This window comes from Bartonella phoceensis, assembly GCF_902825145.1.
GTDB lineage: Bacteria > Pseudomonadota > Alphaproteobacteria > Rhizobiales > Rhizobiaceae > Bartonella > Bartonella phoceensis.
In genome coordinates this window covers 344589-360115 of the sequence record NZ_CADEAD010000001.1, presented here as the reverse complement: position 1 = coordinate 360115, position 15527 = coordinate 344589, and the positions used below count along the sequence as shown (strand labels likewise).

Genomic DNA, 15527 nt, shown 5'->3' with positions numbered 1-15527 from the left:
ATAATGATTTATCACGTACCTCCATAAAACCTGAAGGATATATTCAACCGCTTTCCATAAATTGAAAAACATAAATCTGCGCGCTACCCTTTACAAAATACGCATTATCGATCTTCAAAAATCGACCCGCTATAATTGCCCATTGTTCTTCAACACTTAGCACGATTGATTGTTTACATCTTCTATTATATATAGATTTTTTCTGCAAAAGCGATCAATCACTCTAAATAAAGCCTTGCAATTATTAGGAATTTTCCTTGCTCATAACAAAATACAAGAATAAACTTTCAGCAAACTGTTTTAATAGCCAATTCTGCCCTATTAAACCAATACAGAAAAACACCTCTGATTATCGAATTCACGATATTATGAGCGGAATCTAAAAATTGAAAAACTATGCGATTGCCTCAAAATCTCATCGACGATCCCTCAACCTGACAATCATAATTTCGTATATTTCATTATCTCTCTAAAGCTCTTGAAAAATGACTTCTGCAATTAGTAAGTACAAAGAAATATACCCTTGCCACGCTTATAACTAAGATCAAACCCTCATTGCTGCTTTTATTATCAGCATTCGCAACAACTTTAACCACAACTTCTTTAAAAAATATACAAAAATACTATCCATTTAAAAACAAAACAACAAATTCCAAACAAATGTTATTCTATTTTAGCCAAGCTAGCTATAAAATCTCATATTGTTCTGTTCCTATTGGAGATAAAATAGTCATCTGTGATAAAAGCAGTAAGATTTTTACCTCACATAGCTTTGATGATATATTTTAAAAGTTTGCAACCGAGCAGATAACAAAAAATGAGCACACAGATTAAAAAAATACGCAACAAAATAGTACGTGCCATAATTTTAGGAAAAAAAGTATCACAACTCAAAGCACTTTTCGCTAAATAGAAAATAGTGTGATGCCCTTTTATACAAAAGTGAAGAATAAAAATTAATGGAAGTTCTAAGTATAAATCCCACCTTTTTAGTAATAAATTTTTCTTTTATCCTTTCCTTATAAAAAATTTTAATATTATCATTATCTACTTTATAATACCTGCTATTCTTTCTAACAAATATATAAAAATCGTTAAAAACATATCTTTGCGATTGACAATATAAACATTTAAGCCAACCATGGTCTTACAAATAAAAGTTCTTTAAGTGGGGGATCATGCTATCAATTTTTCAATAAAGTTTCTTGATTTTTCTCTCAGGTGTTTTGGTATAAAAGCAATATTATATACACCACTTCATTCAAGCACACATGATTGATAATTTGAATATATTTCCCCTCCTTAACATCGCTACCTATTTTTGAACTATGTGTTTATGAGGAAAAAATTTATGCAAAAAAAGATTCCATCAATCCGTTGCCACCCCTTTCCTGCTTCACGTAAAATTTATCAACAAAGTCCCTTCTTTTCTGATGTACGTGTCCCCCTGCGTGAGATTTTATTGACCGATGGCAGCGGTGAGGAGCCTTTAAACATCTACGATACTTCCGGCCCATACACCGATAAAGATATGATGATTGATATTACAAAAGGCTTACCAGCAATTGGTTTACCTTGGCTCTCTAGACGCGCTGATACTGAATCTTATCCTGCACGATCAGTTAAACCTGAAGATAATGGATTAACCTCTCATACTTCCCCTACCCCAACCTTTGAAAAAAGGCGACCTATTTTACGAGCAAAAAATGGCAAAGCCATTACACAGATGGCATATGCACGTGCAGGCATTATTACCGAAGAAATGGAATATGTGGCTATACGAGAAAATGAAGGACTAACAATAAAAGATCAGCAAAAAGCACAATCTAATGAACCATTGAATGGATTAATGCCAGAAGTTTATACTGCCGAATTTGTCCGTAATGAAATTGCCTGCGGACGCGCTATTATTCCCCAAAACATCAATCATCCAGAATGTGAACCAATGATTATTGGACGTAATTTCCGTGTTAAAATTAATGCTAACATTGGCAATTCAGCGGTTACTTCATCCATGGCAGAAGAAGTTGATAAAATGGTTTGGGCCATTCGTTGGGGAGCAGATACGGTTATGGATCTCTCAACAGGGCGTAATATTCACAATATTCGTGAGTGGATTATTAGAAATTCACCGGTTCCAATTGGAACTGTTCCTCTTTATCAAGCACTCGAAAAAGTACAAGGTATTGCCGAAAATTTAACATGGGACATTTTTCGTGATACCCTTATCGAACAAGCAGAACAAGGTGTTGATTATTTTACCATTCATGCGGGATTAAGATTACCATTTATTCCTCTCACTATTGATCGCATAACAGGTATCGTCTCACGGGGTGGTTCAATTATGGCAAAATGGTGCCTTCATCATCATAAAGAAAGTTTTCTCTATGAATATTTTGATGAAATTTGTGATATTGCACGCACATATGATATCTCTCTTTCCTTAGGAGATGGACTGCGCCCTGGTTCTATTGCCGATGCAAATGATGAAGCCCAATTTGCCGAACTTAAGACTTTAGGAGAATTAACAAAAATTGCCTGGGCAAAAGACGTACAGGTTATGATTGAAGGACCTGGACACGTCCCAATGCACAAAATTAAAGAAAATATGGAACAACAATTAGATCTCTGTCACAAAGCACCTTTTTATACTTTGGGCCCCCTGACCACTGATATCGCCCCTGGTTATGATCATATTACCTCGGCAATTGGTGCCGCTATGATTGGATGGTTTGGAACAGCTATGTTGTGTTATGTAACGCCTAAAGAACACTTAGGGCTCCCCGATAAAAATGATGTTAAAACTGGCGTGATCACTTATAAAATTGCCGCACATGCTGCTGATCTTGCCAAAGGCTTACCCAGGGCACAATTGCGCGATAATGCTCTTTCACGGGCACGATTTGATTTTAGATGGCATGATCAATTCAATATTTCTCTTGATCCAGAAACAGCCTGTACTCTTCATGATGAAACCATGCCTAAAGAAGCCCATAAATTGGTACATTTTTGTTCCATGTGTGGACCGAAATTCTGTTCCATGCGTATTTCCCATGATATTCGCGAGACAGTAGCAATAAGAAAAACAAAAGATGAAGGTATGGTTGCTATGGCTAAAGAATATCAAAAGCATGGTGATCTTTATGTAGAGGCTCTTCCAGCTCAAAAAAGAGGGTAAACAGTTGAAAAACATTCTTATCAAAGGTGCAGGTGTGGGCGGATTAACAGTTGCCTTTATGTTACAAAAAAAAGGTATTTCTGTTACTCTATCGGCTCCTCCTCATTCTCCTATAGGGACTGCCAGTTGGTATGCGGGAGGAATGCTTGCACCTTACTGTGAAAGAGAAAGTACAAAACAAATTGTTGAAGATCTTGGTATAGAAGCCATAGATTGGTGGCAAAAAACACTCCCCAATCTTGTCATCCGAAAAGGTACTTTAGTTATTGCACCGACACGAGACAAGGTAGAACTTGAACGATTTGCAATGCGCACACACAATTATAAAACTATAAACCGTGCAGAGATAGCTCAACTTGAACCAGATCTTGCGGAATGCTTTAACAATGCACTTTTCTATGAAAATGAAGCACATCTTGACCCTCGCGCAGCACTTATGGCTTTAAAGGAAAATCTTATAAACAATGGAGCACGTTTTGTTGATATAGAAACATCTGAAACAAATTTTGATATTGTTGTCGATGCAACTGGAATAGCGCGTTTAGGAAAGGATAAAAATATACGTGGCGTACGCGGTGAAATGCTTCTCGTACGCAGCACGGATATTAAAATTTCTCGCCCCATTCGCCTCCTTCATCCACGCATTCCTCTCTACATTGTGCCCCGGCAAAATAATATTTTTATGATTGGTGCAACAATGATTGAAAGTGATTTTGATGGTGCCATCTCGGTCAGGTCAATGATGGAATTACTCAATGCTGCTTATACCTTGCATCCTGCTTTCGCAGAAGCAGAAATTATTGAATCTGGCGTTGGTATACGACCATGCTATCCTGATAACTTCCCTTCCGTGTACAAATATGGTAACCGTATTTCTATTAATGGATTTTATAGACATGGTTTTCTTTTATCTCCAGAAATGGCGAAACGCGCAATGAAATTAGTATTGGAATAAAACATGAAAATATTTGTCAATGGTGAAGCAATCCAAACAGAAGTCATCACGCTTAATCTATTGCTTGAAGAATTGGGCTATGAAGGAAACTGGCTGGCTACCGCTGTTAATGCTGAAGTTGTTCCCGTAGAGGAACGAAACCAATTTATCGTGCATGAAGGGGATAGAATTGAGATTTTAAGCCCAATGCAGGGAGGCTAAAATTATGCTGAATCTTTATGGACGTCAATTTTCTTCTCGTCTTATGTTAGGAACAGCGCAATATCCTTCACCAGCAATTCTTCGTGATGCTATTTGTAAATCCGGTACAGAAATTGTAACAGTTTCATTGCGCCGAGAAACTGCTGGGGGAAAACAAGGGGGACACTTTTGGCAATTTCTTAAAGAATTAGATATAACAGTTCTTCCCAATACTGCTGGTTGTTATACTGTTAAGGAAGCTATTATAACAGCAAAACTCGCACGAGATCTCTTTAAAACTTCTTGGATTAAACTCGAAATTATCGGTAATCCTGATACCTTACAACCAAATGTTTTTTCCTTAATCGAAGCAGCACAAATTTTAGACAGTGAAGGTTTCAAAATTTTCGCCTATACAACAGATGATCTCATTGTTGCTGAAAAGCTCTTGGACGTTGGATGCCAAGTCATTATGCCTTGGTGTGCCCCTATTGGATCCGCCAAAGGTCCTCATAACACTGATGGATTGCGTTCTATTCGTGCCTATCTCCCTGATGTTACTCTTGTTATTGATGCCGGTATTGGACGCCCATCACATGCCACTGTTGCTATGGAGCTTGGTTATGATGCAGTGCTTCTTAACACTGCAGTTGCGAAAGCAGGTGACCCTGTCTTAATGGCTGAAGCATTTTCTAAAGCGGTTCAAGCAGGGCGTATAGGCTATAGAGCAGGCATTCTCGAAGCACGCGATATAGCCGTTCCTTCAACACCAGTTATCGGAAAAGCTGTATTTTTATGAAACTGGATCCATTTTATCTCATCGTTGATAGCGCAGATTGGGTTGAACGTTTAGTTCCTCTTGGCGTCAAGCTTGTACAATTACGTATGAAAAATGAAAATCTTAAAACGATCATTCAACATATTAGGCGTGCAAAAAACATCTGTGATAAATTGGGAGCACAATTAATTATTAATGATTATTGGACAATAGCAATTAATGAAAAATGTCATTTTATTCATCTTGGGCAAGAAGATTTAAGCAATGCTGACCTTTCCGCAATTCGTAAAAACGGTATAAAGTTTGGTCTTAGCACACATGATGAACAGGAATTGGACATCGCACTCTCTGTTCATCCTGACTATATTGCCCTTGGTCCTATTTATCAAACAATCCTAAAAGAAATGAAATGGCAACCTCAAGGACTAGAAAAAATCAAACAATGGAAAAAGCAGATTGGTACTTTACCTTTGGTGGGCATTGGTGGTTTAACACCAGAGCGTGCAATTGGTGTTTTAAGCGCAGGAGCAAATAGTGTTGCTGTTGTAACGGATATTATTCTTCACAAAAAGCCTAAAGAACGTGTTCAACAATGGATAAAGATAACACAAGCATGGCGTTGATACCTTCTATTCTTATTATAGCAGGAACTGATCCAACAGGAGGCGCTGGTATTACTCGTGACATAGAAACAGCTGCACATTTTCAAATAAAAGCAAATTTAGCCATCACCTGTGTTAACGTACAAGATGATAACCACGTTGTTGAAATTGTGCCAATGAGTGAAAAACTCGTTGCCGCGCAAATGCGTATAGCTTTGGAGGCTCATCCTATAAGCGCAATAAAAATCGGTATGACAGGAACAAAATCAATTATCGCAGCAATCTGTAATGTTTTAGAAGACTATCCCCATATTCCGGTTATTCTTGATCCTGTACTTGTTGCCTCATCAGGGGGAAAACTGACAACGGAAAAAATCATAGAAATTATGATCAACAAACTTCTTCCTCACGTCGACCTTTTAACACCTAATAGAGAAGAACTCGCTTTTCTCAGCCAAAGTCCATTAGCATCTTGTCATAAGCAAGCAATAGAACAAGCAAAAAAGCTCCTATCATTTGGTCCACGCTCTGTTTTGATAAAAGGTGGTCATGCAGAAGGCCCCATTGCAACGGATAGCTTTATTAATAAAACTGAAATCATCAATCTTTCTACTCCGCGCTTAACAAGAACAATGCGTGGAACAGGTTGTATTCTTTCAAGCGCTATTGCGGCACATTTGGCATTGAATGAACCTATGACTCAAGCCATAAAAAATGCAAAAGCCTATATTCAAACATTACTTTTAAATAACAAACAGAAATGTTCCTAAAAACTTCATATTACTTCATAATATGATTAAAACATATGATTAAAACTTCTTACTATAGTTTGAGATTTATATAGATTTTTTTGTTTGCATTATAATAAATTGTAATATAAAATTTTGTTTTTTAGTTTATAAATTTACCATATAATTGCTGGAATCTCTCAATTTATACCATACGCGTTTGGTAATTTTTTTTATTATAGGCTTATCTTGTATATGTATAGCTTGACGGATAAGATAACACATCGACAAAGTGCATAAAATTGAGAGTAACTTCATTTTACAGTTTCTCTTTTTTTGTCAAAAAAAGAGCTTATTATTGTTTCAGACATAAATTATGAATAAATAACATCAAAAAGCTTGAAGAATAATGTTGTTTGGTCTATTCATAGTCAATAGATCATCAGAAAAGATAAAATGTTAAACCAAACGCTGCGCTTAATTTCATATGAAGAACTCTTAAACTTTTATAAAGAAAGTGGTGCAGATGCTGTTCTGACAGATTCACCTATTGACCACTTTAATCAGTCTATTTGCTCAGAAAAAAAATCAACACAGACAACAAATATTTCTTGTCATCAACAAACATCACCAACCATAAAGCGAGATAATCGTCCACTGTCGAATCCTGGTATCATGCAAGGGGAACCTTTAGCAGTAGAGAGTGCAAAAAGGGCGAATACACTTGATGAATTAAAATCTGCTCTCCTCGCGTTTAATGACTGTTCGTTAAAATTAACGGCAAAAAATACCTGTTTTTCAGATGGAACAGCGGGTAGTCCGCTCATGCTCATAGGAGAAGCACCAGGACGAGAGGAAGATATACAGGGAACTCCTTTCGTAGGAAAAGCGGGCAGATTGCTTAATAAAATCCTCGCATCGATTGGTTTAACAAGAGAGAATGTTTACATAGCCAACACAATTCCCTGGCGTCCACCAGGAAATCGTACACCAACATCAAGAGAGGTCGCATTATGTCGCCCTTTTATCGAACGACAAATTTATTTAGCCAATCCACGTATCCTCATAGCACTGGGAGGAGTTGCGATGCAGTTTCTTACGGGATCTCAAAATGGCATTATAAGGACACGGGGGAAATGGTTCACTTATGAAAGCGAAAATAACATTAAAATACCTGTTATGCCAACTTTTCATCCCGCTTATCTTCTCCGAACTCCTAGCCAAAAAAAGCTTACATGGATAGACTTTTTAGAAGTAAAAAATCGCTTGGATAGCCTTTTGTAACCCCTTAATTCTACCCTTGCTTCAAAACATAAACATTCTTGCAATTCTTTAACTTTAAAAATACGAATAGGAAAAATTATGCAACAATTAGCGGTTCCCGTTTATCGTTTAGAAGACTATCAACCAACTCCTTATGCTATCCCTACAACACAGTTGCACTTTCGTTTGGCACCAAAAAAAACCTTTGTTACAGCTATATTGTCTATAGAACCGTGTCACAATACAAAAGAATTAATACCTCTTGTGCTTTCTGGTGATGAGCTCAGATTAGTTTCTGTCGCTATCAATGGCGAAACATTGTCTGAGGATGCTTATAAAGCCACCCCTTCACGTTTAGAAATTACAACTCCACCAGCAGCTCCTTTTACATTGCAATTGGTGACGGAACTGAACCCTGAAAGCAACCGCCAACTCATGGGACTTTATCTTTCAAATGGTGTTTATTGTACACAATGTGAAGCAGAAGGTTTTCGTCGTATTACTTATTTTTATGATCGCCCAGATGTTCTTTCTACTTACAGGGTAAAAATTGAAGCGGATTCTCAAACAATCCCCATCTTACTTTCCAATGGAAATCTCGTAGAAACAGGAACTCTTGAGAATAATCGTCACTTTGCCATTTGGGAAGACCCTTATCCTAAACCATCTTATCTCTTTGCTTTAGTTGGTGGTGATCTTGATAAGTTAGAAGACCATTTTATCACCATCTCTGGTCGGCGTATCAAACTTGGTATCTATGTGGAAAAAGGAAAAACCAGACGCGCAGCCTATGCAATGGATGCTCTGAAACGTTCTATGCGTTGGGATGAACAACATTTTGGACGCGAATATGATCTTGATGTTTTCAATATTGTTGCTGTCTCCGACTTTAACATGGGTGCTATGGAAAACAAAGGGCTTAATATCTTTAATGATAAATATGTTCTTGCGGATTCTGAAACAGCAACCGATCATGATTATAGAAATATCGAACGCGTTATTGCTCATGAATATTTCCATAACTGGACGGGTAATCGTATTACTTGTCGTGATTGGTTTCAACTCTGTTTAAAAGAGGGCTTAACTGTTTACCGTGATCAAGAATTTTCCTCAGATCAAAATGTACGTAGCTTACAGAGAATTGAAAATGTAAAAACATTAAAAGCTATGCAATTTACTGAAGATTCTGGTCCACTTGCCCATCCTGTACGGCCTCGTCAATATAGCCAAATCAACAACTTTTACACCACAACCGTTTATGAAAAAGGTGCAGAAGTTGTGCGCATGGTGCATACCCTTTTAGGCCCTACTCTCTTTCGCAAAGGAATGGATCTCTATTTTCAACGTCATGATGGGCAAGCTTGTACAATTGAAGATTTTATTGCCTGCTTTGCTGAAGTCTCTCATCAAGATTTCTCACAATTTATGCTGTGGTATGAACAAGCAGGTACGCCCAATGTGGAAATGAACCATCATTATAGTGATGGTGTTCTCACAATTCATGCAAAACAACATATTCCAGCAACACCAAAGCAAAGCACAAAAAAGCCTATGCTTATCCCTATCGCTTTTGGTCTCTTAGGACACAACGGAGAATCTCTCACTTATGAGGCTGATGCAGATATTCAATCAGATATTATGCTTCTATCCCAGGAAAACCAAACGTTCGCATTAAGGGGGCTCAGCGAAAAACCTGTTTTATCACTACTTAGAGATTTTTCTGCGCCTATCAATCTACAAACGCCGTTCAATGAAAGTGAACTCATCTTTCTTGCACAAAATGATAGCAATCAGCTTAATCGTTGGCAGTCGCTTAACCGCTTGATGACACAAGCCCTGCTTCAAGCTATTCAAAATAAAACACAAGAAAACGAGGCAATGCCCTCTACTTTGCTAAAATTGATTGAAAATATCCTTACGGATGAAAGCCTTGAGCCGGAATTTCGTGCGTTTTGCTTAAGTTTACCAAGCGAAATTGAACTGGCCCATACAATCGGCAAAAATGTTGATCCAGAACGTATTCACCATGTGCGCAACCAATTTTTAACTTCACTCGCACATACACATCAGGAGCTCTTCACAAAAGTTTATATACAAATGGAAACCAATGAACCCTATTCACCAACTACTGTACAAACTGGAAAACGGGCATTACGAAATATTATGTTAGATTATCTGTCCATTGTCGAAGCCCGGCCAAATCGGGCTGCTACACAATATGCAACAGCGAATAATATGACCGATCGTATAGCCAGTATAACAATCTTAGTACAGCGCTTTAACGAGAGTGAGCAGGCGAAAAATGCCTTAAATGACTTTGAAAACCAATATCGGCATGATCCTTTGATCATGGATAAATGGTTCTCCATTCAAGCAATGGTTGCAGGAGCATCAACACTTGGTCGTGTTCAAAAACTTATGCAGCATCCGCTTTTCTCACAAGATAATCCCAATCGTGTACGAGCTTTGATTGGTGTCTTTGCCTCTCATAATCTAACGGGTTTTCATAGAATTGATGGTGCATCATATAATTTTCTCTGCCAAATCATTTTGGAAATTGACAAAAAAAATCCACAACTTGCTTCGCGATTACTCACTATGATGCGTTCTTGGAGACAATTAGAACCCATTCGGCAGCAAAAATTTGAAACTGCATTAAAAACAATTGCAGAAGCTTCTCACTTATCAAGCGATGTCACTGATATCATAAATCGTCTTCTTGCTTAAAATAAAAAAATATTTATTAATCAATATATTATAATATTTCATATAAAATAATATCAACATGCTAAACGAGAACACTAAGCACATAAACAGGTTATTGAAACCTATTTATAGATCATTTTAAGGTTTTTTTTCATTTCCATAATCCACATTCAATAAAACTAAAATTATTTTTTCTAAAAAAAGACTGGACAGAGGACTCCCGTTTTGATTCATTGCACTCGATCGGGTTATTATGAATATCGAAGCAGTGTTTAAAATATATTATTCTGTAATTAAAGGAACGAGAAATGGCTAAATTGGACGCATATAATGCGCCAACGGAGATATATGCTGATTCCCAATCGAGCGCTCAAAATCATAAAGCGCAAACACAGCATATCAATCTGTTTTCTGGCCCAGCCTCTCAAAAATTTCTCTTTACTGAACCTTGGCTGCGACGTTCACTTCCATTTGTCATTATTATATTTCTTGTTGTGCTAGCAGCAATTCGTTTCATATCAATCTATGATTGGCGCCATACGATTGATAAAAATACACATTCTACTCTCACTCTCTTAGCCTCTCATATTACCAATACAATTGATCGTGACTTACTTGCCACTAATCAAGGAGGAAAAGTCATTACTCTTTCTCATACCCATTTACAAAATATTCTTACCAATTTTAGTCATCAAGGTCTTATAAATCCCAACACTGTTATTGCCATAGTTGATCGAAAAGGCGATGTCCTGGCTGCATCCAATTCAGAGATTATTTTAGGAAAGCCCTTACAGAATTTTACCTCTGATAGTATCGCTTTACAATCTTTGGGACAACATGCTGGAATTATGAAAATCACAATAGGTAAAGACGATTCTGCTCTCGCTTCCTTTCAGCAAACAGAAAATGGACAATATGGCGTCTTCATCAGCGAAAAAACGCAACATACCTACATGAAATGGCGCAAAATTTTTGCGCTAAATATGACCCTTTTCATAGGAACAAGTAGTGTTATTTTAGCTCTCCTCTACGCCTATTACAATCAAATTATAAGAGCGCGCAATACAAATCTGATTTCAGAAAAAACCCAAAACCGCATTGATATGGCAATGATACGTGGACACTGTGGTTTATGGGATTGGAATATGGCAAGCGGACGTGTTTACTGGTCACGGGCAATTTATGAAATGCTCGGTTATGTGCCTCAAGATGCATTGCTCTCAATTTCACAAATTACTGCCATTATTGACCCCAATGATACCAATTTTTTTGATCTTGCTCAGGAATTGATGAGCGGTAAAAAAAAGCATATTGATATTAATGTCCCCATGCTTCATGCTGATGGTCATTATGTATGGATGCGCATTCGTGCTGAAGTTACAGATGAAGAAGAGCCTCATTTGGTGGGTATTGCCTTTGATATTAGTGAGCAGCGTCAACTTGCGGAAGAAACAGCACAAGCCGATCTTCGTATCCGCGATGCGATTGAAAATATTTCAGAATCTTTTGTATTATGGGATTCAGAAGGACGTCTGGTTATGTCTAACAGCAAATTTTGCGAATATGCAGCCATCCCTAAACAGGTTTTACAATCAGGAATTCAACGTGCAACTGTCGAAGCTATGGCCCGCCCCGCAATTAATGAGTATCCTCTCAAAGACGACGGTACTGGTAACTTAACCAGTATTCGCCAAACTGCAGATGGTTGTTGGCTCAAAATTAATGAACGACGCACCCAAGATGGAGGACTTGTTTGCATTGGTACAGATATTTCTGAACTTAAACAACAACAGGAAAAATTTGAAGACAGTGAAAGACGTCTTTTTTCTTTCATTCAAGAACTCAAACGTGCTCGAGGAAATGCTCAACAACGTGCAACAGAAGTTGAAAAACTTAATAAAAGTCTGAAAGAAGAAAAAGAACGCGCTGAAAGTGCTAATAAAGCTAAATCAGAATTTTTAGCCAATATGTCCCATGAATTGCGCACTCCACTTAACGCCATTCTTGGCTTTTCAGATATCATGTTGCAATCCACCTTTGGACCTCTTGGCTCGCAACGCTATAAAGAATATATGCATGATATTTATAATTCAGGAACCCATCTTTTAACCCTTATCAATGATATTCTTGATATGTCCAAAATCGAAGCTGGAAGATTTACCCTCGATTGTAAAAATATTGATCTTGGACCCATCATCAGTGAAGCCACACGAACACTTACTCCACAGGCCCAAGAAAAAAATATTTCTGTTACAACCAATATTGCTCCAGAACTCCACGCAGAAGTTGATGGTCGTGCTATGAAACAGATCTTCCTCAATCTCATCTCAAATGCTGTTAAATTTACACCTTCTGGTGGGAGAATTGATATCTGCGCTTTTAAGAAAAAAAACAACCTTGTTTGTAAAATAAAAGATACAGGAGTTGGCATTCCTCAATCAGCAATAAAAAAACTCGGACAGCCTTTTGAACAAGTTGAAAATCAACTCACGAAAACCCATACTGGATCAGGTCTTGGACTAGCTATTTCGCGCTCTTTGCTACAACTACATAAAGGAAAACTTGAAATTATCTCTAAAGAAATGAAAGGTACAACTGTAACCATTACAATGCCAATTAAGCAAAGTTAAATTTCCCCATTTTTTCCCGTTGTAACAAAATCTTTTTCCGCCAAATACCCCAACGATATCCAGAGATAAAACCGTTCTTTTGTACCACGCGATGACAAGGAATGATTAGTGCCAATTCGTTACGCGCACATGCATGAGCAACAGCTCGAAAAGCTTTTGGCATACCAATACGTTGTGCTAATGCTTGATATGAAATTGTTTCACCACATGGCACTTCACATAATACCCTCCATACTTTCTGTTGAAAGACCGTACTACTTATATCCAAGGAGAAATCATGTTTCTTTACCAACTTAGGCGTTTCTATCATTGCTACAATATATGCAATTTCTCTTTTAAAGATGTGATCATCATCCACTTGTTTTACATCAGCAAAACGACCTGTAAATTCCTGTAATAATTGTTCTGTCGTATCTCCTAACGCTATATTACAGATCCCTTCTTGGGACTTTGCCACCAAAAGCCCTCCTATTGAGACATTTTTCAGACAAAATATTCTCTGCTGGGGAATATTCAGCATTTTTCCTTTTTTATTTTTTCTCAAGATTTGAACACCATAAATGAAAGAAATTTTTCTCACTGCCCTCTTTATAAGGTACGATAAAATTATTCTTTACCTACTTTATGGAATAGGGTAATGTAGAAAACAATAAAAAGACCTAATATTTTTATATTTGAATCTTAATAGATTATAAAAAATCAAATGTATGACCATCTTAAAACCTATAATTTTAGTATATTAAAATAAACTCAGCAGATACTTTTACCTAAATCTCAAAAAAATGTTTATCTTCTGATAGGAAAAGATTAACCTGCACGATATAGAGGATATAAAAAAATCTCCGAGAATACAAGCACACAATTTATTGTGTACTACAATATCTTACACTTATGGAATAATCAACCAGTAATTATAATTATATTTTCTCATTCCAAAATGGTGTGATGAATTTTGCATTAAAATGTTCTATAAACCGTATTCAACTTGTTGCAAAACAGGTTTTATTTATACATCTCCCTCTCTTACGATACGCAAGTAATTGATTTTTTTATTTTTCATAAAAATTGAAGTAAGAAAATATCATTTGCATTTGCTGCTCTCGCACCTAATATGAAGAACTATAGCTTTTATTTTAAGAGCGTAAGAGATCATTACGCTTTCTCCGTTTCGGTTATTGCTTCGAATTTCTCTCTACTGTTTGCTTATCAAGCACTTTCATAAAAATACTTATATTATATATTTCAACAATATCATCCTATATTATGTCTATTACAAATCACAAAATACTCAAATCAGTTCTTCAATGACGTTTTAAAATGTACGATGTAGACCTTTTTTGTTCATTTATCTTTGCAAATTATATTTATTTATGCTATCGGTTGAGCGATATCTTGAATATACGCTTATTATCTTAAAATTTTCTGTATTTGTGTTCTTGTTTGTACCTCAAGTAAAGTATTTTATAACATAAAAATAGGAAGAACCGCTGTTCAAGATATTCTACATAAGATGATATCTATCTCCTTAAAAAAATATTTTTCAGCACATCTATGAAAAATAAAAGCCCCATTCAAAAATGGGACTTTAAAATCATTTAATTTTGCAATACTTCAAAATTTGTACGCTACACCAACGCGAAAATCATTCGTTTTATAGCTCATTTCAATTTTGTCATGTATGAACTTTTTCTTACCAAAATCTGAGTAACGATATTCCGCACGCACTATAACACTATCAGTCATTGCAAAATCAAAACCACCTCCAAAGGTATAACCAATCATCGTCTTTTTTTCATCATGCAACCAGTCAGAAAAATCAACTTCTCCCTTTGGGACATCAGATGCCTTGGTAGAAAAAATACTACGAAGCTGCGTATAAGCAACACCTCCAGCAACATAAGGCATAAAACGATCAGCAGAGAAACCAACTCGTACTCGCGTAGCACCAGACCACTTTTGTTTTAAAGTATGCTGTACAGTTTTAGTAGAAGCTGCTGCATGATCATCATGAGGATTTGTTAGAGTTGTTTCTTCTGAAACTCTTGGTTTTCCAGTTTGACCTTTTTTTGGCGAATCAATATCCCTTGTATCCTTTTGGCCAGACCATATTATATCCGTATCAATACCTATAATAAAACCATTGTCGATATCAATATTCGAACCTGTATAAATACCACCGACAAAACCAGACAACTTAGGTAAATATTCCTTTTTAACTGGATCCCATTTCCCTGTAGCCTTATCTGCTAAATAATTTGCACTTGTTTTACCGGAAAAACCACCAATTTGGCCTCCAAGATAAAAGCCTGTCCAAGAAAAAGCAGGGGCTGCAACAATAGGCACCGGATGTTCTGGTATATTAACATCTGCTGCTCGTACTGCAGAAACTAAAGCTAAAGAAAAAATAGACGTTGTGATTAAGTATTTTGTAGTCATAATTGCTCCCCTAAAAGCTAATGTGACACATAACATTTAAATAGTTTCATATTTTTTTTAAAAAATCTGTA

General features: G+C 36.7%; 11 protein-coding genes. 9 read left to right on the top strand and 2 right to left on the bottom strand.

Annotated features, from left to right (window positions below):
• Nucleotides 1–1351: 1351 nt before the first annotated feature.
• The 9 genes from thiC to J7R07_RS01600 all read left to right on the top strand — a co-directional run bounded on the left by thiC (nt 1352) and on the right by J7R07_RS01600 (nt 13020).
• Nucleotides 1352–3178, top strand: a complete 1827-nt coding sequence (gene thiC / locus J7R07_RS01640) for a phosphomethylpyrimidine synthase ThiC (RefSeq protein WP_208435187.1) — start codon at nt 1352–1354, stop codon at nt 3176–3178.
• A 4-nt stretch (nt 3179–3182) separates the two neighbouring features.
• Complete coding sequence (locus J7R07_RS01635; RefSeq protein WP_208435186.1) at nt 3183–4133, top strand: FAD-dependent oxidoreductase; 951 nt, start codon at nt 3183–3185, stop codon at nt 4131–4133.
• Between the two features lie 3 nt (nt 4134–4136).
• A complete protein-coding gene (thiS, locus tag J7R07_RS01630) occupies nt 4137–4334 on the top strand; it encodes a sulfur carrier protein ThiS (RefSeq protein WP_208435185.1) in 198 nt (65 codons plus the stop codon).
• A 4-nt stretch (nt 4335–4338) separates the two neighbouring features.
• Entirely contained in the window at nt 4339–5112 is a 774-nt protein-coding gene (locus J7R07_RS01625) for a thiazole synthase (RefSeq protein ID WP_208435184.1), read from the top strand.
• Nucleotides 5109–5714: a thiamine phosphate synthase gene (locus J7R07_RS01620; RefSeq protein ID WP_208435183.1), complete on the top strand. Its 606-nt coding sequence runs from the start codon at nt 5109–5111 to the stop codon at nt 5712–5714. The genes J7R07_RS01625 and J7R07_RS01620 overlap by 4 nt, the downstream gene beginning before the upstream one ends.
• Nucleotides 5705–6463: a hydroxymethylpyrimidine/phosphomethylpyrimidine kinase gene (locus J7R07_RS01615; RefSeq protein ID WP_208435301.1), complete on the top strand. Its 759-nt coding sequence runs from the start codon at nt 5705–5707 to the stop codon at nt 6461–6463. The genes J7R07_RS01620 and J7R07_RS01615 overlap by 10 nt, the downstream gene beginning before the upstream one ends.
• Before the next feature lie 414 nt (nt 6464–6877).
• A complete protein-coding gene (locus J7R07_RS01610) occupies nt 6878–7705 on the top strand; it encodes a uracil-DNA glycosylase (protein ID WP_208435182.1) in 828 nt (275 codons plus the stop codon).
• Between the two features lie 78 nt (nt 7706–7783).
• The gene (gene pepN / locus J7R07_RS01605) at nt 7784–10411 is read left to right on the top strand and encodes an aminopeptidase N (RefSeq protein ID WP_208435181.1); all 2628 of its coding nucleotides are present in this window, start codon (nt 7784–7786) and stop codon (nt 10409–10411) included.
• Nucleotides 10412–10698: 287 nt separating this feature from the next.
• Nucleotides 10699–13020 (top strand): sensor histidine kinase, encoded by a 2322-nt coding sequence (locus tag J7R07_RS01600; protein ID WP_208435180.1) that lies wholly within the window; start codon nt 10699–10701, stop codon nt 13018–13020.
• On the opposite strand, the gene J7R07_RS01595 is transcribed toward J7R07_RS01600, so the two are convergent.
• The gene (locus J7R07_RS01595; protein ID WP_208435300.1) at nt 13007–13540 is read right to left on the bottom strand and encodes a methylated-DNA--[protein]-cysteine S-methyltransferase; all 534 of its coding nucleotides are present in this window, start codon (nt 13538–13540) and stop codon (nt 13007–13009) included. The two genes, J7R07_RS01600 and J7R07_RS01595, sit on opposite strands and share 14 nt — an antisense overlap.
• 1091 nt (nt 13541–14631) lie before the next feature.
• A complete protein-coding gene (locus tag J7R07_RS01590) occupies nt 14632–15456 on the bottom strand; it encodes an outer membrane protein (protein WP_208435179.1) in 825 nt (274 codons plus the stop codon).
• Nucleotides 15457–15527 lie beyond the last annotated feature (71 nt).

Excerpts from the sequence above, each read along its gene's own strand:
- thiC (WP_208435187.1), top strand. The coding sequence starts at position 1,352 with ATGCAAAAAAAGATTCCATCAATCCGTTGCCACCCCTTTCCTGCTTCA.
- thiS (WP_208435185.1), top strand. The coding sequence starts at position 4,137 with ATGAAAATATTTGTCAATGGTGAAGCAATCCAAACAGAAGTCATCACG.
- J7R07_RS01625 (WP_208435184.1), top strand. The coding sequence starts at position 4,339 with ATGCTGAATCTTTATGGACGTCAATTTTCTTCTCGTCTTATGTTAGGA.
- J7R07_RS01620 (WP_208435183.1), top strand. The coding sequence starts at position 5,109 with ATGAAACTGGATCCATTTTATCTCATCGTTGATAGCGCAGATTGGGTT.
- J7R07_RS01615 (WP_208435301.1), top strand. The coding sequence starts at position 5,705 with ATGGCGTTGATACCTTCTATTCTTATTATAGCAGGAACTGATCCAACA.
- J7R07_RS01610 (WP_208435182.1), top strand. The coding sequence starts at position 6,878 with ATGTTAAACCAAACGCTGCGCTTAATTTCATATGAAGAACTCTTAAAC.
- pepN (WP_208435181.1), top strand. The coding sequence starts at position 7,784 with ATGCAACAATTAGCGGTTCCCGTTTATCGTTTAGAAGACTATCAACCA.
- J7R07_RS01600 (WP_208435180.1), top strand. The coding sequence starts at position 10,699 with ATGGCTAAATTGGACGCATATAATGCGCCAACGGAGATATATGCTGAT.
- J7R07_RS01595 (WP_208435300.1), bottom strand. The coding sequence starts at position 13,540 with ATGCTGAATATTCCCCAGCAGAGAATATTTTGTCTGAAAAATGTCTCA.
- J7R07_RS01590 (WP_208435179.1), bottom strand. The coding sequence starts at position 15,456 with ATGACTACAAAATACTTAATCACAACGTCTATTTTTTCTTTAGCTTTA.